Annotated in this window: 18 protein-coding genes and 1 pseudogene; 5 read left to right on the top strand and 14 right to left on the bottom strand. The window is 35.5% G+C overall.

What is annotated here, in order from left to right:
* Positions 1–16: 16 nt before the first annotated feature.
* From mraY to mraZ, 6 genes are all read right to left on the bottom strand, one after another.
* The gene (mraY, locus tag ACZZ9T_RS03230) at positions 17–1258 is read right to left on the bottom strand and encodes a phospho-N-acetylmuramoyl-pentapeptide-transferase (protein ID WP_463440895.1); all 1242 of its coding nucleotides are present in this window, start codon (positions 1256–1258) and stop codon (positions 17–19) included.
* Between the two features lie 18 nt (positions 1259–1276).
* Positions 1277–2737, bottom strand: a complete 1461-nt coding sequence (locus ACZZ9T_RS03225; protein WP_463440894.1) for a UDP-N-acetylmuramoyl-L-alanyl-D-glutamate--2,6-diaminopimelate ligase — start codon at positions 2735–2737, stop codon at positions 1277–1279.
* A 76-nt stretch (positions 2738–2813) separates the two neighbouring features.
* Positions 2814–4805: a penicillin-binding transpeptidase domain-containing protein gene (locus ACZZ9T_RS03220; protein WP_463429955.1), complete on the bottom strand. Its 1992-nt coding sequence runs from the start codon at positions 4803–4805 to the stop codon at positions 2814–2816.
* Positions 4789–5154 carry an FtsL-like putative cell division protein gene (locus ACZZ9T_RS03215; protein ID WP_463440893.1) on the bottom strand — a complete coding sequence of 122 codons (366 nt, stop codon included), beginning with the start codon at positions 5152–5154 and terminating at the stop codon, positions 4789–4791. The genes ACZZ9T_RS03220 and ACZZ9T_RS03215 overlap by 17 nt, the downstream gene beginning before the upstream one ends.
* A 73-nt stretch (positions 5155–5227) precedes the next feature.
* On the bottom strand, positions 5228–6121 hold the full coding sequence (gene rsmH, locus ACZZ9T_RS03210; protein ID WP_463442974.1) for a 16S rRNA (cytosine(1402)-N(4))-methyltransferase RsmH: 894 nt from the start codon (positions 6119–6121) through the stop codon (positions 5228–5230).
* Between the two features lie 21 nt (positions 6122–6142).
* Positions 6143–6601: a division/cell wall cluster transcriptional repressor MraZ gene (mraZ, locus tag ACZZ9T_RS03205; RefSeq protein ID WP_463429953.1), complete on the bottom strand. Its 459-nt coding sequence runs from the start codon at positions 6599–6601 to the stop codon at positions 6143–6145.
* Between the two features lie 273 nt (positions 6602–6874).
* Here mraZ and ACZZ9T_RS03200 point away from each other — a divergent pair.
* From ACZZ9T_RS03200 to ACZZ9T_RS03190, 3 genes and pseudogenes are all read left to right on the top strand, one after another.
* A pseudogene (locus ACZZ9T_RS03200) lies at positions 6875–7635 on the top strand (alpha/beta fold hydrolase).
* 60 nt (positions 7636–7695) lie between these two features.
* Positions 7696–8319: a ribosome biogenesis GTP-binding protein YihA/YsxC gene (gene yihA, locus ACZZ9T_RS03195; RefSeq protein WP_463429951.1), complete on the top strand. Its 624-nt coding sequence runs from the start codon at positions 7696–7698 to the stop codon at positions 8317–8319.
* The gene (locus ACZZ9T_RS03190) at positions 8312–8761 is read left to right on the top strand and encodes a GNAT family N-acetyltransferase (protein WP_463440892.1); all 450 of its coding nucleotides are present in this window, start codon (positions 8312–8314) and stop codon (positions 8759–8761) included. Before yihA ends, ACZZ9T_RS03190 begins: the two co-directional genes overlap by 8 nt.
* A 347-nt stretch (positions 8762–9108) precedes the next feature.
* On the opposite strand, the gene ACZZ9T_RS03185 is transcribed toward ACZZ9T_RS03190, so the two are convergent.
* The 7 genes from ACZZ9T_RS03185 to ACZZ9T_RS03155 all read right to left on the bottom strand — a co-directional run bounded on the left by ACZZ9T_RS03185 (position 9109) and on the right by ACZZ9T_RS03155 (position 14001).
* Positions 9109–10116 carry a trypsin-like serine peptidase gene (locus tag ACZZ9T_RS03185; protein ID WP_463440891.1) on the bottom strand — a complete coding sequence of 336 codons (1008 nt, stop codon included), beginning with the start codon at positions 10114–10116 and terminating at the stop codon, positions 9109–9111.
* 66 nt (positions 10117–10182) lie between these two features.
* Complete coding sequence (locus tag ACZZ9T_RS03180) at positions 10183–11028, bottom strand: caspase family protein (protein ID WP_463440890.1); 846 nt, start codon at positions 11026–11028, stop codon at positions 10183–10185.
* Positions 11029–11368: 340 nt separating this feature from the next.
* Positions 11369–12013, bottom strand: coding sequence for a response regulator (locus ACZZ9T_RS03175; RefSeq protein ID WP_463440889.1), 645 nt, complete (start codon positions 12011–12013; stop codon positions 11369–11371).
* Complete coding sequence (locus ACZZ9T_RS03170) at positions 12010–12345, bottom strand: sensor histidine kinase (RefSeq protein ID WP_463440888.1); 336 nt, start codon at positions 12343–12345, stop codon at positions 12010–12012. Before ACZZ9T_RS03170 ends, ACZZ9T_RS03175 begins: the two co-directional genes overlap by 4 nt.
* Before the next feature lie 31 nt (positions 12346–12376).
* Positions 12377–12781, bottom strand: coding sequence for a histidine kinase (locus ACZZ9T_RS03165; RefSeq protein ID WP_463440887.1), 405 nt, complete (start codon positions 12779–12781; stop codon positions 12377–12379).
* A gap of 3 nt (positions 12782–12784) precedes the next feature.
* On the bottom strand, positions 12785–13438 hold the full coding sequence (locus tag ACZZ9T_RS03160) for a hypothetical protein (protein WP_463440886.1): 654 nt from the start codon (positions 13436–13438) through the stop codon (positions 12785–12787).
* Positions 13439–13449: 11 nt separating this feature from the next.
* A complete protein-coding gene (locus tag ACZZ9T_RS03155; protein ID WP_463440885.1) occupies positions 13450–14001 on the bottom strand; it encodes a hypothetical protein in 552 nt (183 codons plus the stop codon).
* 243 nt (positions 14002–14244) lie between these two features.
* On the opposite strand from ACZZ9T_RS03155, the gene ACZZ9T_RS03150 reads away from it, so the two are divergent.
* Positions 14245–16941, top strand: coding sequence for a hypothetical protein (locus ACZZ9T_RS03150; protein ID WP_463440884.1), 2697 nt, complete (start codon positions 14245–14247; stop codon positions 16939–16941).
* Positions 16942–17120: 179 nt separating this feature from the next.
* Here ACZZ9T_RS03150 and ACZZ9T_RS03145 read toward each other — a convergent pair whose 3' ends face one another.
* A complete protein-coding gene (locus tag ACZZ9T_RS03145; RefSeq protein WP_463440883.1) occupies positions 17121–17483 on the bottom strand; it encodes a DinB family protein in 363 nt (120 codons plus the stop codon).
* 124 nt (positions 17484–17607) lie between these two features.
* Between ACZZ9T_RS03145 and ACZZ9T_RS03140 the strand changes: the two genes are divergently transcribed.
* Entirely contained in the window at positions 17608–18501 is an 894-nt protein-coding gene (locus ACZZ9T_RS03140; protein WP_463440882.1) for a GLPGLI family protein, read from the top strand.
* The last annotated feature ends 120 nt before the right edge of the window (positions 18502–18621 follow it).

The raw sequence follows: 18621 nt of genomic DNA, 5'->3' as shown, positions 1-18621 counted from the left end.
TCCCTTATTGCTAATTTTATCTCATTTTCAATGTAATGAGACATACAATCGCTAACATCACCCCGATAATAATCATTCTGTTGACGATTTTACTTTCGTGAAAACCATCTTTTTGATAATGATGATGCAAAGGAGACATTTTAAACAATCTATTATTCTGGGCATATTCTAACCCGAATTTTCTTTTTCTGTATTTAAAAACAACTACCTGGAGCATTACCGAAACATTTTCGATTAAGAAAATTCCGCAAAGCACAGGGATCATTAATTCTTTTCTTAAAATAACTGCCAAAACAGCAATTACACCACCCAACATCAAGCTTCCGGTATCTCCCATGAAAACCTGAGCGGGATACGTATTGTACCAAAAAAATCCGATCACAGCTCCCACCATGGCGACGACGAAAATCGTGGTTTCACCCATGTTGGGTAAAAACATGATATTTAGATAATCTGCAAAGATGATATTCCCGGAAACATAGGTGAAAAATGCCAGCGTTAAGAGGATTACCGTACTTGTTCCCGCTGCAAGACCGTCAATTCCGTCGGTGATATTGGCTCCGTTTGAGACTGCAGTCACAATAAATATGACGATGGGTATGAAAACAATCCAGGCCCATTCGTGAGCATCTTCGTCATTCATCCAGAAAAGAATTCCGCTATAGTCAAATTCATTATTTTTAGCAAAAGGAACCGTGGAAACAGTGATTTTCTCTGCAGGCATGAAGTTTCGCTCTACATTATTTCTGTTTACCACTTTTGTATCTGCATATTTTCTCTTTACCGTAATATCTGGATGGAAATACATGGTCACTCCGATGATTAACCCTAAACCAACCTGTCCTACGATTTTGAATTTCCCGCTTAATCCGTCTTTATTTTTTTTAATTTTCTTTAAATAATCGTCTAAAAAACCAATGGCTCCCATCCAAACTACGGTAACAATTAAGAGAACTATATAAATATTGGTAATTCTTGTAAACAGTAAAACAGGAATCAAAGTCGCAATAATGATGATGAAACCTCCCATTGTAGGAGTTCCTTCCTTTTGTTTTTGTCCGTCTAATCCTAAATCACGAACCAACTCGCCCATCTGTTTTCCTCTCAGATAATTAATGATGCTTTTTCCGTAGATCAGCGCAATCGTTAAAGACAACAAAACCGCCATCCCTGCTCGGAATGAGATGTACTTCAACATTCCTAATCCCGGAATGTGGATGCCCTGGCTCGTTAAGTATTCGTATAGATAATATAGCATAATGCTTTTATTTAAATTTTATTTGCTCATTAATTGCCATAACTCATTTATCACTTGTTTGTCATCAAAATGATGTTTTACACCATTGATTTCCTGATAGTTTTCGTGACCTTTTCCGGCTACGAGAACAATATCTTTCGGTTCTGAGAATTTGATGGCCATTTTGATGGCTTCTCTTCTGTCAGGAATTGAAGTGTATTTGCTGAAGTTTTGAGGTTCAACACCAGCTTCAATTTCTTTTATAATCTGGTTTGGGTCTTCCGTTCTCGGGTTGTCTGAAGTGATGATCGCTAAAGTTGATTTCTTTGAAGCAATATTTCCCATTTCAGGTCTCTTGGCGTGATCTCTGTCGCCTCCACATCCGAAAACGGTAATCAGTCTTTCGTTTTTTGTTCTGATATCATTGATGCTGTCTAACACATTTTCTAACGCATCCGGAGTGTGTGCATAATCAACAATGAAGAAAATTCCGCCATCAGATTTGAAGGTTTCAAATCTTCCGGAAACTCTTTTTAAAATGCTGATTGCCTGAAGAATTTCATCCTGCTCAAACCCTAATTCCGAAGCAATTCCGAAAACCAACAATAAGTTATAAACATTGAATTTTCCTGTTAAGGTCGTCCAGAATTCTTTTCCGTTGAAATTTAATAGCATTCCGTTGAAGTCGACTTCCAAAGTTCTTCCGTGATAATCTGCCATTGTTTTCAAAGCATAAGACCTTTTTGCAGCCTTTGTGTTCTGAAGCATCACGTTTCCGTTTTTATCATCAACATTAGTGATAGCGATTGCGTTTTCATTTAACTCATCAAAAAATCTTTTCTTGATTTTTAAATATTCGTCAAATGTTTTATGATAATCTAAATGGTCGTGGGTAAGATTGGTAAAGCCTGCGATCTTAAAAGTCAGACCTTCAATCCTGTTTTGGGCAATACCGTGAGAGCTTACTTCCATAAAGGCAAATTCGCAACCCTGATCAACAGCTTTTGCTAAAATTTTGTTGATGGTAATTACATCCGGAGTTGTATGGGTTGCCGGAATAATTTCTTCGCCAATTCTGATTTCTACCGTTGAAAGTAATGCAGAATTGTAGCCTAAATTTTTAAATACATCAAAAAGCAAAGTCGAAACAGAAGTTTTTCCATTAGTTCCGGTAACCCCGATTAATTTTAATTTTTCAGAAGGATTTCCGTAAAAATTGGAAGCCAGATGTCCTAAAGTTTTAGAAGCGTCTTTTACTTTAATGTACGTAATATTTTCATCTAAATTTTCCGGAAGTTCTTCGCAAACAACGGCTTTTGCACCTTTTTCAATGGAAGAGGTAATAAAGGAATGTCCATCTACAACTGTTCCCTTCAATGCGATGTACAAAGAGTTTTCAGAAACCTTTCTGCTATCGAATACCAATGCTGAAACGTCCCTCTCAGGATTTCCAATTGTTTCCAGAATTTGGATTCTTTCTAATAATTTTAATAATTCCATTTACCTAAAAATCGGTACTTCGCACCTCTTACTATTATTGATTCAATACTACCAACATATCGCGACTTCGTCGCTTTTAATTTTGCAGAGACAAATAAATCCTCTGGTTTTTGCTAATCGTGGTGCCTTGTAACGGAAATTGTTCTTTAATTCTTCCAACACCTTTAAAATCGACACGATATCCTAAATTTTCCAATTGCGGGATGACGTTTTTCCCAATCAATCCTACTACGCTTGGCATTTGTTTATTGTTGACTGCTACTTTTACATTCGGCTCAACCATTTTATTCAGGTTAACCTTTCTGTCGACAAGCATTTCTTTTTCTACGTTTTGAGGCGTTTTCAGGAAAGTTTTCCCTGCAATCTCTTTAAAAACCGGTGCGGAAACCGTTCCGCCATAAAACCCCTTTGATACATTGGGCTCGCTGATCATGACGTAGCAAGTGTATTTCGGATTGTCTGCAGGATAAAATCCAGCGAATGACGCTCTGTATTTCATCGGACCAGGCAACCAGTATTCAAATCTTGCGGTTCCTGTTTTTCCCGCCATTTTCAGGTTGGGTGTGAAAATACTTCTTCCTGTTCCTTTTTCTACAGCTTTCGTTAAAGCACTCGTCATCATCTGTATTGCTTTATCAGAGGCCATTTTCTTTACAATCACTTCTTCTTTTGCTTCGAAAACTGTTTTTCCGTCTTTCATGATTTTATCGATGAAGAGAGGTTTCAGCATTTTTCCTTTGTTGGCAATTCCGTTGTAGAAAGTAGTTAACTGTAAAAGGTTAATATTCGTTGCATATCCGTAAGAGATTGAAGCTAAGGTTGCTGCATTCCATGATTTGCTTTTCGGAGTTAAAATTCGGGGTTTTGTAATCCCCGGAAGTTCAATTTCCATTTTATCAAATAATTTCCATCTTCTTAAATGATCTAAGAAAATCTGAGGATTTTCTGCGTAATATTTGGTAATCAGCTTTGCAGTTCCTACGTTGCTGGATTTTGCGAGGACATCACTTATTTCGTAAGTTCCGCCGCCGTGACCGTCTGAAATACGTTGTTTAGCATAAGTCCAAATCCCATTTCCTACGTTTACTGTGGTGCTTTCATCAATAAAGCCGTCGTCCATTGCTGCTAAAAGCGAAATCGTTTTAAAGGTTGATCCCGGTTCAATATTATCTTTTAGAGCATAATTATAAGCATCTTCATACACTCCGGGTTCCGTTTCTCTCAGGTTAACCAGAGCACGAACTTTCCCTGTTGCTACTTCCATTACGATTACCGTACCGTGTTTTGCTTCAAAATTAATCAGCTGTTTTTCTAAGGCCGAATGCGCAATGTCTTGAATTCTAAGGTCTAAAGTAGTGTAAACGTCCTGACCGTCAGTGGGTTCTTTCACCTTCCAAAAATCAATAGGTTTCCACTGTGAAGAATTGACTCTCTGTTCTAGTCTTTCACCATTGATTCCTGTTAAGTATTTTGAAAATGCACCTTCTAAGCCTGCTTTTGCGACTCCATTATCAATGCCTATTGTTCCGGCACCGATTTCTGAAGTTGCAAGCTCTCTTTTGTAATTTCTGTCTATGATAAAGCCTCCCTTGTTTTTACCTCTTTTAAAAATCGGGAACTTTCTGATTCTGTCGTATTGGTCAAAATCTAATCCTTTTACTAAAGAATAATACTGGTTTTTCTTTTTTCTCTGCTCATCAAATTTTTTTCTGAAATCGGCTCTCGATTTTCCGAACATTTTACTTAAAGAATCTGTAAGCGGACCAATATTGTTTGTGTAGACTGTATCTTTCATGGTTTTAAAATCAAGAAAGACATCATAACGCATTACTGTCGTTGCGAGAATAGAACCGTCTGAAGCATACAGATTTCCACGAGCTGCTTTAAGAGTGGCAGTACGATAATTATTGTTGATATAATCATCTTTAATCTCCTGAACATTGGTGTTTTGAAGAACAATAATTCTTGCAATGAAAAGCACAAACACGCACAGAGATGCTACTGCAAAGAAGTAGCCCCATCTTAACGTCTTTTTACGTTTGTTATCATATTCATTTTGCTTTTGCATCAGTACTGTCTAATTTTATTAAAAGTTTATGCGGGTGACTTTCTAAAGTCATTAATGAGTCTGCTGCGACTTCTTTTCCCAGTTCAGATTCCATTTTTACTTTAATGAGTTTGCTCTGGGCATAAGCATTTCTGGATTTGAATTCTTCGGTTTGTTCTTTTAAAGCGTTTACAATTTTTATTTTTTTGTTCACCAAATGGTTAGAATAAATCATCCCCATCATCAAAACAAAAATCAGTAAGAAAAACTTATAATGGGTTTTCAACTCATCACGGTTCAGAAAATTTCCTTTTATAATATCTATAAAAGTGAGTTTTTTTTGAGGGCGATATGCTGTTTTTTTTGCCACTTTATTTTTATTAATAAGAGGTAATTAGTAATGGGTAATTTTCATAAATTGCTTACTATCCATTGCTCATTATTTATAATTTTATTCCTGTTCTCATTTTAGCACTTCTTGCTCTTGAGTTTTCTTCAATTTCCTTGTTATCAGGAATGATTGCCTTGCTTTTTACGAGTTCAAATGTTTTTTCATAATTCCCGTAGATATCACGTTGCGGCTCTCCTTCAAACATTCCGTTTTTCAGAAATCTTTTTACCAGACGGTCTTCTAAAGAATGGTAAGAGATCACAACCAGTCTTCCTCCCGGTTTCAAAACATTATAAGCCTGAACCAGCATTTCTTTTAAGCTTTCCAGTTCCTGATTGACTTCAATTCTTATTGCCTGAAAAAGCTGCGCATAAAACTTATTTACTTTATGCGGTGGAAGAAAACTGAATAATTTTTTTAAATCTTCCGTTGTATTGATGCTTTTTATTTTTCTGTGATGAACGATGTCTCTTGCGAGTTTTCTGGCCTCTCTCAATTCACCATAATAGTAAAAAATATCAGCCAAAGCATCTTCTTCATAATCATTGATCACTTTTTTGGCATCAAGACTCTGCATCACATTCATTCTCATATCGAGCGGCGCATTGTTTCTGGTAGAAAAACCTCTTGCAGCTTCATCAAATTGATGAGAAGAGACGCCAAGATCAGCCAGTACACCATCAACTTTTCCGACACCGTACATATGAAGAGAGTTTTCTAAAAACCTGAAATTCTGATTAATCAATGTAAATCTTGAATCTTCAATATTGTTTTTCAAAGCATCCAAATCCTGATCAAATGCATATAGTCTTCCTTTTTCCGAAAGTCTTTCTAAAATTTCTTTAGAATGACCTCCCCCTCCAAATGTGCAGTCTACAAATATTCCGTCCGGATTCGTCACCAAATCATCCACACTTTGCTTCAATAAAACGGGGTTGTGATATATGCTCATTTGAGTTTATTTTAATTATTCTTCACCAAAAGCGCCCATCACATCTTCTGCAAGACTTGCGAAATCTTCTTCGTTGGTTGCGATTACTTTTTCATAAGCATCTTTATCCCAAATTTCGAAAAGCTCACCTGCGCTCGTTATTACAATATCTTTTGTAAGATCAGCATAATGCGTTAGATCTTTAGAAATTTGCACTCTTCCTGCGCTGTCCAGTTCTACAGTTTTTACACCTGCAGTAAACATTCTGATGAAATCAGCATTCTTTTTAATGAATCTGTTGAGTTTATTTATTTTTTCCATGAGTTTATCCCACGCTTTCATAGGATAAATTTCCAGACATGGCTGAAACACGGAACGCTTTACCACAAAGGTTTTCTCCTCAAAGTTCTCCATCTGCTTGATCAGCGAAGACGGAATCTTCAGGCGACCTTTGTCGTCTATTTTGCATTCGTATGTTCCAATGAAATTTCTCATTTGGGACAAAATTATACAAAAATTTCTAAAACCTCCCACTTTTTCCCACTTTTTGACTTAATGTTAATAAGTTTTATATTTGGCTACGAAAAAATGGTTTAAATATTTGATATAAAAACACTTAGGAATACTGTTATTTCACGAATAATAAAAAGATTTTGAAAAAAGGGTAGAGGAAAAGCGGTATTATATTATTTTTAATTTAAATTAGAGATATCAAAAAATTTTTGGTGTATAATTTGTATTTTTGCAATGCTTTATTAAAGCAATTTTATGATATTTAGTACAAAAAAAGATAAGAAATATACCTTCATTGAAGCTGGGGAAGGACATCCATTGGTGCTTTTGCACGGTTTGATGGGTGGGTTGAGTAATTTTGACAAGATGGTGAATTTTTTTTCAGAAAAAGGATTCAAGGTCTACGTACCTCAACTCCCGATCTATGATTTGCCGGTACTGAATACCAATCTTACCACAATCGCTAAATATGTCATTAAATTTATCGAAAGCGAAATTGGCAAACCTGTAACCATTGTAGGAAATTCTATGGGTGGTCACGTGGGTCTTATTCTGACATTGGCAAGACCGGATCTTGTGAAAAATTTGGTGCTTACCGGAAGTTCAGGTTTGTACGAAAGAGCATTTGGTGACAGTTTTCCAAGAAAAAATGACCGCTCATACATAAGAAAGAAAGCAGAAGAAGTTTTTTATGATCCCGCTGTTGCTACCGAAGAATTGGTCAACGAAGTTTTCAGTGTGGTGAATGACAGAATGAAAGGCATCAAAACCGTAATGCTTGCAAGAAGTGCCATCAAACACAATATGCTGAACGATCTTCCAAAAATTGTACGCCCAACGTGCCTGATCTGGGGAAGCAAGATAATGTTACACCTCCTGAAGTGGCTATTGATATGCATAAATTTATTCCAAATTCAGATCTGTTTTGGATTGATAAATGCGGACACGCTGCAATGATGGAAAAACCCGATGAATTCAACGAAATTCTATACAACTGGGTAAAAGATAAAATATAATTACAGCAAACCATTAAGAATTTCTTAATGGTTTATTTTTCTAAATAAAATCGAGACAAAATGATTATAAAAACAGCAGAGTTTGTAAAAAGCAGTGGAAAATGGCAGGAATGTCCTGAAGGAACGATGCCCGAATATGCTTTTATCGGACGCTCAAACGTAGGAAAATCTTCATTGATCAACGGAATGCTGAACAGGAAAGATTTGGCAAAAACTTCAGGTACTCCGGGGAAAACTCAGTTGATCAATCATTTTATCATTAATGAAAACTGGTACCTGACCGATTTACCAGGATACGGATATGCGAAGGTTTCAAAAGTGATGAGAAGAGATTTTGAGAAACTGATCAATAATTATATTTTAAACAGGAACAATCTCGTTAATCTTTTTGTTCTGATAGATTCTCGTCACACTCCGCAGAAAATTGATTTGGAATTTATCCAGTGGTGTGGTGAAAGCGGTGTTCCGTTTTCAATAGTTTTTACGAAAGCTGATAAACTGAAACCTAATATTGTCATTAAAAACGTTGAAGATTATAAAGCTGAACTTCACAAAACCTGGGAAGATCTGCCTGAAATTTACGTAACGTCTGCAGAAAAAAAAACAGGAACTGATGAGATCTTAAGTTTCATTCAGAAAACAAATGAGTTTTTAGCAAATAACAGCGTGACTTTTAATGAGTAATATTATTTGGAAAATCAAGAGTTTTGAAGAAATTACAACTTCTGAACTTTACGAGATCATAAAAGCAAGGGTAGATGTTTTTGTAGTGGAACAAAATTGTCCGTACCCCGATTTGGATGGATATGACCAGCAAGCTATTCACTTATGGGCTGAACAGGGTAAAGATGTTTTAGCCTACTGCAGAATTTTCAATAAAGGAGTAAAATATCCCGAAACATCTATCGGAAGAGTTTTAACAACTGAAAAAGCCAGAGGAAAAAGTTTAGGCAAACAACTGATACAATATGCAGTTGAAACCATAGAAAATCGTTTTCATACTAGCGAAGTGAGAATCTCTGCACAGGATTATCTGTTGAGGTTTTATTCGGGATTTGGTTTTGAAGATACCGGAAAGAAATATCTGGAAGACAATATTCCGCATACGGAGATGTTTAGAAAATAATTTAATATAAATAGTAACAGCACTTTCTGAAGGTGCTGTTTTTATTATGACCATGATTATAAATAACCGGTTTGCATTTAGAAATATTCTAAACATTTACTATTTGTATTTCCTTGTTAAATGAAATGCTTTTGTATTTCTTAACTGAAACAGTATTATTGCAAAAAAACCTTGTCTTTCATTGCGATAAAAACGTAAGGGTATACAAAGAATATTAAAAATCATCATTAAAAATTAAGCTAATTAAGCCGTTTCACTTATTTTCGAAATATTGAAATAACAGGTTATAAAAACAAAAAAGAGCCTGATTTCAAAAACCAGACTCTTCATTTATAAAACAAAAAAAATTAAGGATATTCGTTTCTTGCTCTTGTTACTAGACCTACCAAGTCTGATCCGCCACTTGCAAAATTGATACTCGGATTGTGTGCACTTTGAGTAGCGACAGCATAAGGCGACCCATTCCAATATCCCCAAAACGGACCACCGCTTTGTCCTGGCCAGATGTCAGCTTTGTGCTGAATACTTTGGTTATCATCCGGACTCCAGAAATCTCCATCCAAAGCAATTCCTGTCTGATAAGTAGGTCTTTGAGTTCCCGTTAAATCTGCGGGATAACCTGCGTGAGTGAAAGAAGCCTGTCCGTCCCAAGAATCTGAGTAAGATTTTGATCCCAGCCAGCCTGTGCTGTTTCCGATTGGGCGGTCAAGAACTACAACAACGTAATCAAACTGTACCTCTGTACCGTCAATCGTAGGACCTGCGACTTTATGTTTGTAGTAAGTCTGAATTCCCCAAGCGCTTCCGTAAGGCGCACTTCCGTTGTAGTACATCGGTGTAAATTTCAACCAGCCTGTCTGATTGTTGGGCTTCCAGTCGATAATGTGCGCACACGTTAACAGATGTCTTGGCCCAATCATTACCCCGCTGGCAATGCCCAAAGGGCTTTCTACTCTGCCTACACAACGCCAAGGATATGCTGTTGAATTAAACACTTTCCTTTGATCCGGCCCGAAGATCGTTCTTGCTCCTTCAGCCGTAAGGAATGTTTCTCTTTCAATAAATTTTGGCTTACGGTCTTTTTTAGGTTCGAGTTTTGGCTGATATTCGAAATCTGCGTGAGTTGGATAAAAATAATCGGTTTCTGTATTTTCATCTGCAGCTGATTTTTCATTCATCGTAATGGCTAGAGATTTCATCCCTTTTGGATAAGATCTTCCATCAATTGTTTCCATTTCCGGTTCCTGATCGATTAATTTTTGGTTTACTGATTTTTCAGTTGATTTTGCTTTAATAGTTTTAAGTCTTAAAACTTCTTCAGCAGTCATTGGGTTGTTGTTTTCAATATTAGACATGATTATTTGGTGTTTTAATCAATTTTTTCCTACTCTTTGGATGGCTTTTCGGATTCCGCCAGTTATCTATAAAAATATTTTCTGGGATAATTCTGTTTTTAAGCTTTCTGTCTGATTGATTTGCGCTGCGCCCATTGCAGATAATGCCATAGCGATCTGATTATCGAGCGTTTTTCTGACGATGTTACCGTTTGTAGCGCGCAAAATTTTGCAGAAGTGATAGGTGAAATATCCTCTGATCTGACCATTCATATTTCCTTCCATAGAAACCTGATTGTCTTTAGAAGCTGCCCATAAAGTATGATTCATCCCGGAAACAGGAACTAAAGCTTTCGTTGTAAAAGTTTCTTTTTTCGAATTTTTTGATAAAGGAATTTCGTTGGCGTAGGTCATGTAAAATTCATCTTCCAACATGGGTGGGATGAAGCGTGCTGCTTCGTAAGAGAAATCTGCGCTCAATCCTAAATCCATTTTTCTTGTTCCGGTTCCGGAATGGCAGCAGTCGAAGATCACTTCAAGATTCACGCCTGCTTTCAATTTGCTTAGAATGGTTTTAAAATCATCGTCACGAAGGACACCTGCGGTTGAGTAATCATGCGGACAAATCGCTTCATCCAGACCATCGATTTCTAAGTCTGTTCCGATGTTGGCAACTCGGGTTCCGTGTCCGGAGTAATAAAATACCAACGAATCTCCTTTTACACTGTTGTTGACCAGCGATTTCAGATAATTTAAAATATTGGCTCTTGTAGCATTCTGGTTGGTAAGGATCCTGATTTGAGCAGGCGCAAAACCGCAAATTACCAACGTGTTTGCCATATCACGGGCATCGTTGATGCATCCGTTTAAATCGGGACCGCCGGATCCGATGGGAGCGTAGTCATTGATTCCTACGATGAGTGCTTTTTTCATGGTTTTATTTATTTAAGTTTTCCCTACTTTTTTTCGGCTTTTCGGGTTGTGCCTGTAATTGTATTTTACATGACAAAATTCTGTCTTTCAGGAGCATAAAAACAGAGGAGAAAACCTGAAATTCTTACAGGAAAATCACCTTTAGAGAAAATTTAAATTGTGGAAAGGCTGAACAAAAAAATCCTCACCTAAAATGGGTAAGGATTGATTGTTTTAAAACCAGAGGTGTTCTGAAACTCTAAATTATAGGTTAATCATAACTACAAACATATTGTTCCTACGGAGCTGTAATTTTAGTTGTTTGTTTTTTATAATTCGGATGAAAAGTTTAATTATCAACTTAACATAAATTATGTTTAAGTGCAAAAAGCACCAAACCTACTCTGTTTTTTATTTCTAATTTTACGAAAACAGAATCTCTGTAACCGTCAATTGTCTTAGGACTGAGGCACATTTTATCGGCAATTTCTTTGTAGGTCAGTTCGCTGCATGCTAATCTGATGAATTCTTTTTCCCTTTCTTTTAAATCTGAAAGAAGTGAGGCGTTTTTTGCATCTTCTGTCTGTACTTTCAGCAGTTTTTGGGCAACAAAATCGGTGTAAAAACTTCCTTTTTCGTAAACGGTATCTATTGCCTGAAAAAGCACAGAAGGCTGCATATCTTTCAGCAAATATCCTTTAGCTCCAGCTTTTAGCATTCTGATCAGCACTTTTTCATCGTCTTCCATAGTAAGTGCAATGACTTTGATGTTTGGGTCATGCTCGGTAAGCCATTCTGTGGTTTCTATTCCGTTTTTGTAGGGCATATTGATGTCCATCAGAACAACGGCAGGAAGTTCAGAAGCATTTTCTAATCCGGCAATGAAATCTTCACCATTTGGGTGATTCATTACGACTTTGTATTTAGGATTTTCTGCAATCATGTTTTCTAATGCTTTAGACATCAAAGTATGATCGTCTACAATTGCAATTGGAATTGTTTTCATGATAAATTTTTGTGATAGGTTATGGATGTTTTTGTTCCTTTTTCCAGCTTTGATTGAATTGAAAATTCAGCATGAATAAGCTTTGCTCTGAGTTCCATATTTTTTAGCCCAGAGCCGTCACTCATCAGTTTTGTATTAAAGCCTTTTCCGTTGTCTGAAATAATGATCTGCAGAATGTCATAATGATCATTTAATTCTATGGAGACATTTTTTGCTCTTGAATGTTTCAGGATATTATTAATGCTTTCCTGGATAATACGAAATAAAATTAAACCGTGCTTTGGCGAAATGTCAATATCATTTTTTTGAGTAAGAAACTCAATTTCCAGCAATCTTAATTTTTTTATTCTCTGAACTTCTCTTTCAATAGATTCTGTCAGTCCGAAATGAATGATACTGCTCGGTAATTAATGTTTTAGATAAATTCCTGATATCTTGTATGCATTCACCTAATAATTCATTTAGTTCATTTAATTCTTCTTTTTCCCCATTGTTTAATTTGGGAATGAGCTGATTCTGTCTCAACCGTACCACCGATAATTTTTGACCCAGATCATCATGCAGTTCCTGGCCGATATAATTAAGAGTCTGTTCTTTCATTTCGATCTGAGAAGTGGCAAGTTCTTTTTCAAACCGCATATCTTTTTCTTTCTGCTTTATCAACAACGAAGTTTTTTTCCGGATGAAAATCACGTAAACGAAAATCATCGTTAAAACAATAATAAGCAGAGTAACCGTAAAAATTATTACCAATTTGTTCTCTTCCATGTTCTATGATTCCACTTGCTTCAATTTGTCGGGTTTGTTCAAAAATAGCCCCAAAACAATGATCCCGTTGTTGATGAGATTAAGTAAAAATAAAATAAAAAAATAAATATCCTTTTCAACTGTTGTTCTGAAAAAAAAGATAGGAATAATTCCTACATAAAGAATTAATGAGCCTACAGAAATCCAGAAAGGCAGATAATTTTTGATTTCAAATATTTTATCGGAATTAAATGTCTGGTACAAGAATAAAATGATCGAAAATATTAAAAGAAGAATATTGATGTAAAAAATATTGAACGATAAATATTCGAAGAAATTTTTTTCTATAAAAAACATTCCAAAAATATTGACAGCAAATAAAAACAACAATATCAATTGTATTTTTCTCAGCAATGGTATGTAAAGTAGTTTTAAATAATAAATGAGATAAAGGAAAAACACGATTACGATACAGACGCTATAAAATTTCTCGGTAAGCAGCTTTGAAAATTTTGCAAAAAAGTAGAAAAACAGATCATTTAATGATAGCAAGATGTATCCTATGAAAAAAAACAGATTTACTTTTTCGATGGTCTTATATTTTGCAACGATTAAAATCATTACTGCAAACAAAACGATCATCGATATCTGTTTGCCCAATTCTACATCCCAGGTCATGATCTCTGTTTTTAGTTCAATGCATTGGTAAATGCGTTGGGTGGAGGAGAAAGGTTAGTCATGTTCATAGGTTGAATATCCTCTATTTTTTCGCTTTCTTCAGTCGTTGCACTGCGTGAGTTTTCAGCAGACACTTTTTTTACTGTGGGCATCAGAAAGATGGTTTGATAGCCCGCATATTCTGGTTTTGCCATTTTGTTGACAGGATGATTGGCAGGATATTTTCCCATATAAATTTTGATTCCCACGTTTTTCAGACCTTTTTTTTCTGCATTTTCTTTTACATATTTGATGTATCCTTCCATTTCTTCGATCGTGAAAGAATACCAGCGAGAATCCGGCTGTCCGTTTCTGGAGTCTGTAAGGATTCTGTTGTTTGTTCTGGTGTATTCATCAAAGAGAACCTGCGCTTCCTGATGCGTTATCAATTTATCTTGGTAACTGTCATCTACAGGTGTACCCTCGGCGGGAGGCGTACAGCGTATAAGTGTGAGCAACAATACACTTACAATAAACACGCTTAAAAACGTACCGAAATTTTTGAATAAAGAAAGAGTTTTCATCTAGTTATAATTTTATAAGGTTATATAACAAAATTAGTTAACTCTTTAAAGATATAAAAGGGGAAAAACACTGTTTTTGAAATTTTCAGAATTTTTTTTCAACTTTATTTATAACAGACAAAGTGAATATTTATCACTATTTTTGTAGTTATATATCATTTTTAACCTTTCTTTAAAAATAAGATCTCTGTAAAGTGTAACAAAAAAACATTATCAATAACTAATTACTCAAATAAATAAATTATGAACAGAAAAATTTCCTTATTTCTCATGGTGTTTTTCTCAGTAATTGCTTTCGCACAGAAAACAGTTTCCGGGAAAATTACAGATGAAGACGGTTTGGCGATCCCAAGTGCCAGTGTAACGGTGGAAGAACCCGGTAAAGATGCCATCCTTGCATACGGAATCACCAATTCTAAAGGAGAATATAAGGTAACGTTCACATCAGCAGAAGCTAATGTAGATTTGAAGGTGAAAGCTTTTAATCAGAAACCTTTAACGAAACAAATCAGCAACAGTGATCAGACTTTGACATTCAAGCTTCAGTCTGAGGCTACGGAAATCAAAGAAGTTCAGCTGAAAACCAAAATGATTACCTCAAGAGGTGATACTATAGCATACGATCTGAAAGCATTCGACAGCAAAAACGACCGTACTTTGGCAGATGTGATGAAGAAAATTCCGGGAATTGAAGTGAACGCAGACGGTTCTATTCTTTACCAGGGGAATGCCATCAACAAATTCTATGTCAACGGAAAAGATTTAATGGAAGGAGGTTACGGAACAATCAACAACTCGCTTCCAAAAGATGCCGTACAGAAAGTTGAGGTTCTTGAAAACCACCAACCGGTAAAAATGCTTCAGGGAAAAATACCTTCCGATGCAGCAGCAATCAACATTAAACTTAAAAACTCTGTAACGATGACAGGTCGGGGCGAAGTGGGAACTGGTTTTGGAGATCCCTGGCTTTGGAATGTAAAGTTAACACCCATGTTTTTCGGCCAGAAAAGCCAGTGGGTAGTCAATTATAAAACCAATAATGTTGGTGAGCAGGTAGAAAATGAAGGAAACATTATGGCATTTGGGAATCGATATGAAGGAAGAAGGATTAACGCATCTCAGAATGACTGGTTAAATGTAGAAAATGCGATGACGCCAAACCTGCCTGTTAGAAGATATTTAATGAATAATGTTCATTATATATCAGCAAACTATTTAACAAATATTGATAAGAAAAAAGAGTGGGAATTGAAAGCAAATGCTAATTATACAAATAATGCAGTTGAAAGAGAGGCATATAGCCAGACCGACTATTTTGCAACAGATAATACTCCAGCATTTGGATTTACACAGAATATTTTTAATAATTTTTATACTGATAAAGCAAAGGGAGAATTAATTTTTACGAAAAACGCTAAAAAAGGATTTTTTAAAAATACAACAAGCTTTTCACAATTTTGGAATGCAGACAGAGGAATTGTTGACAGAACAGATACCCAAACAAATTCTTTAAGACATGGGGAAGAAGCTGTAGAATCTCCAACATCATCATTCCAAAACTCATTGAGCACAATTATTCCATGGAAAGAAAAAATGGTCAATGTACAGTCCTTTATAAATTATCAAAATGACAGTCAGAAATTAGATATTACACCGGCATCATATCTTAACATTCCCGGTTTTAATCCTGGAGGTGCGGCAGAATCTGTAAGACAAAATCTGCAGCTTAAAACTTTTGAAGCAAATCATTCTGCAAATATTGGTTTTTCTGCAAAAGGATGGACTTTTACTCCGGAAGTAGGGTTCAATTATAAAATGACCAATTTAAGATCAGCTCTTACAAACTATCAGGACGGTGAAGCTTTCGGATATGGTTCCGATTTCGATAATGATCTGAAATATACGACTGCAACACCATACGCAAGTGTGGGAATTAATTTTAAAAATGATTCTTGGATGCTTTACGCAAATGTTCCTGTGAACTCAAACAATATAAAAGCAGAAGATCCATTAAGAAATGTATCAAAATCTGTAGAAAAAATAACGTTCGAGCCAAATATTTTCGCACAATATAGTTTTGCGTCATTTTTCAAAGCATCTTTGACCGGGAATATCAGTAATAACTTTGGTGAAGTGAATACTGCATATTCAGGATTTTTAATGACTTCCCCTTCCGGAATCAATGCCATGGCAGCAGAAAATCCGATCCCGGAAAACAACAATAAATCTGCAGGAGCCAGATTAGAATACAGAAACCCTCTGAATAATTTATTTTTTAATCTGAATTACAGACTTTCTGATGCTAAGAGAAATTTGATTTCAAATCCTACAATCGTTGGAGGATATTCAGTAATGAAATATATAGAGCAGGATAATAATGTGGTAAATAACGGGTACAGTGCTGAAATCGGAAAATATTTTCCAAAGTTTAAAACCAATGCTTCATTGAGCTACAGCAACAATACTTCAAAATCTGATGCTTTTTTAAATGATGCATCGTTTACAAACAAAAACAACAGCCAGTCAGTCGGATTTAAGTTCAACAATACGTATTTCAGCTGGATGAGCGTAGATTATAATGCAAGTTTCTCAAAAACAAATCAAACCAGTACAGGACGAGTAAATTCTAATGCAGACAGAACTGGTTTTACACATAATCTTGGTCTATATCTATATCCTATCGAAAATCATACAATTGGATTTAACTGGGATCAGGTAAACACAAATGCTGCTAACGAGAAATACGAAAACGGATTCTATGACTTATCATATCAATTTACTTGGTCTCAAAAGAAGATTGATTTTGAGCTGAAATGGATGAACATCGCCAACAAAAAAGTATTTGAAACGTATGACATCAATACAACCAATATTAGCTACACCAGAATATTACTTCGACCTAGCCAAGTGATGTTTACAGTAAAATTCAACTTTAAATAAAAATAAAAAAACCAATCTCACTGAGGTTGGTTTTTTGTTTAAAACTAAAAGCCCTGCAAATCCGCAGTCGGACCATAACTTCCGGGAAGCTGAATGTCATTTAATCTGTAATAAACTCCCAATTGTGCACGGTGATGGGTAATTTGACTTAAACTGTGACGGATTGCAGCGTATTTTGTTCAGGATGAAAGTGTTTGTCCGTCATTTTTCAAAGACCAGTTCGGAAGAAGATCTTCCTCTGTTGCTTTTTCTAAAGCTTCTTTGCTAGATTTATAATTGTCTTCAAATACTTTGAGCAGATCTTCTTTTGTGGTAAGCAGTTTCGGCTGCATTCCGCCCTGCGCCAAATCTACTTCAGAACTGTTGAGCATAAAATCTGCCCAGCCAAAAATTTCCGCAATGTGGGTAACAAGATGAGCCATTTTCATGCTTTTAGGATGCGGGCTGTAATCATTTTTTTCTTCGGGGTAAATATCAAAAAACTTCTTTGTTGTTTGATACTCGGCCTCCAGCTCGTCTCTGAATTGTTTTAAAGTGTCCATACAATATTTGTTTTAAGGTATTTAAATTTAAAAATTTTAAATAAATAATCGTGACAGAAATTTAATTAAAAAAATCTGTAACAAAATTGTACAACTGCTCACTAATTATATAAACGTTATTAAAATGAAAAATTTATTTTCAATAGTATTGATCGCAGTTTTTACAATTGCTAATGCACAGGAAACCGCAAACCGATTTTTTTATGAATTGACCTATGCACCGAATAAAGATTCTTTAGAAAAAAAGAACAAGGAAATGACCATTTTGGATATTACCAAAGATAAATCTATTTACAGAGATTATCTTGCAGTTTCTCAGGATTCAATTTTAAAATTAGAAGTTGAGGCAATGCAGAAAGCCGGAACATTTAAAGATCTTTCCAAATCTGTAAAACAACCGAAATTCTCTCATATTATTACAAAAACGTATCCGTCAATGGAGGTTTCTTACGCAGATTATATTCTTCAGGATAAAGTAAGTTATAAAGATGAAAAACCTTTTGACTGGAAAATTTCTAGTGACAAAGCAAAGATTGGAGAGTATAATACACAAAAAGCTACCGCTTCATTTGGTGGCAGAAACTGGATCGCCTGGTTTACCACAGATGTTCCTTTCCAGGATGGACCCTATAAGTTTAAAGGATTACCCGGCTTAATCGTAAAAATAGAAGACGATGCTAAAAATTATTCTTGGGAATTAAAAGGAAATAAAAAAATTGCAGACTACAATGCTGAAAGTTATTCGGAAAAGCTGATGAAACAATTCGGTCAGGGAAGAAATAATCTTGAAGTAAACAGAGAAAAGTTTGAGCAAATGTATGCTGCATATAAAAAAGATCCTTTCGGAAGTATCAGATCACAATTGTCACAAATTCCTGCTGATGCAAAAATGCCCGACGGAACTTCAATGTCTCAGATGATGAGAGATGCAGAAGAAAGAATAAAAAAGCAGCTAAGCGAAAACAGCAATTCCATTGAAATAAATGCTTCGTCAGAAAAAGTGAAAAGTAAAAAATAAGATTCATATTAACTCAACTATATTGAAATAAGCCTAAATGCAGTAATGTGTTTGGGTTTATTGTTTTTGTAAGAATAATGTAGACTCAATAATTGTTTGCATCAAAACTGATATTTTACA

The organism is Chryseobacterium sp. AC417 (assembly GCF_979258215.1).
The sequence above is the reverse complement of the archived record's forward strand: the minus strand, read 5'-3'. Positions and strand labels throughout refer to the sequence as shown.

Excerpts from the sequence above, each read along its gene's own strand:
- ACZZ9T_RS03180 (WP_463440890.1), bottom strand. The coding sequence starts at position 11,028 with ATGAAAAAAGCACTCATCGTAGGAATCAATGACTACGCTCCCATCGGA.
- ACZZ9T_RS03155 (WP_463440885.1), bottom strand. The coding sequence starts at position 14,001 with ATGAAAACTCTTTCTTTATTCAAAAATTTCGGTACGTTTTTAAGCGTG.
- ACZZ9T_RS03160 (WP_463440886.1), bottom strand. The coding sequence starts at position 13,438 with ATGACCTGGGATGTAGAATTGGGCAAACAGATATCGATGATCGTTTTG.
- ACZZ9T_RS03185 (WP_463440891.1), bottom strand. The coding sequence starts at position 10,116 with ATGTCTAATATTGAAAACAACAACCCAATGACTGCTGAAGAAGTTTTA.
- ACZZ9T_RS03150 (WP_463440884.1), top strand. The coding sequence starts at position 14,245 with ATGAACAGAAAAATTTCCTTATTTCTCATGGTGTTTTTCTCAGTAATT.
- ACZZ9T_RS03140 (WP_463440882.1), top strand. The coding sequence starts at position 17,608 with ATGAAAAATTTATTTTCAATAGTATTGATCGCAGTTTTTACAATTGCT.
- yihA (WP_463429951.1), top strand. The coding sequence starts at position 7,696 with ATGATTATAAAAACAGCAGAGTTTGTAAAAAGCAGTGGAAAATGGCAG.
- ACZZ9T_RS03190 (WP_463440892.1), top strand. The coding sequence starts at position 8,312 with ATGAGTAATATTATTTGGAAAATCAAGAGTTTTGAAGAAATTACAACT.
- mraY (WP_463440895.1), bottom strand. The coding sequence starts at position 1,258 with ATGCTATATTATCTATACGAATACTTAACGAGCCAGGGCATCCACATT.
- ACZZ9T_RS03220 (WP_463429955.1), bottom strand. The coding sequence starts at position 4,805 with ATGCAAAAGCAAAATGAATATGATAACAAACGTAAAAAGACGTTAAGA.
- mraZ (WP_463429953.1), bottom strand. The coding sequence starts at position 6,601 with ATGAGAAATTTCATTGGAACATACGAATGCAAAATAGACGACAAAGGT.
- ACZZ9T_RS03165 (WP_463440887.1), bottom strand. The coding sequence starts at position 12,781 with ATGGAAGAGAACAAATTGGTAATAATTTTTACGGTTACTCTGCTTATT.
- ACZZ9T_RS03145 (WP_463440883.1), bottom strand. The coding sequence starts at position 17,483 with ATGGACACTTTAAAACAATTCAGAGACGAGCTGGAGGCCGAGTATCAA.
- ACZZ9T_RS03225 (WP_463440894.1), bottom strand. The coding sequence starts at position 2,737 with ATGGAATTATTAAAATTATTAGAAAGAATCCAAATTCTGGAAACAATT.
- ACZZ9T_RS03175 (WP_463440889.1), bottom strand. The coding sequence starts at position 12,013 with ATGAAAACAATTCCAATTGCAATTGTAGACGATCATACTTTGATGTCT.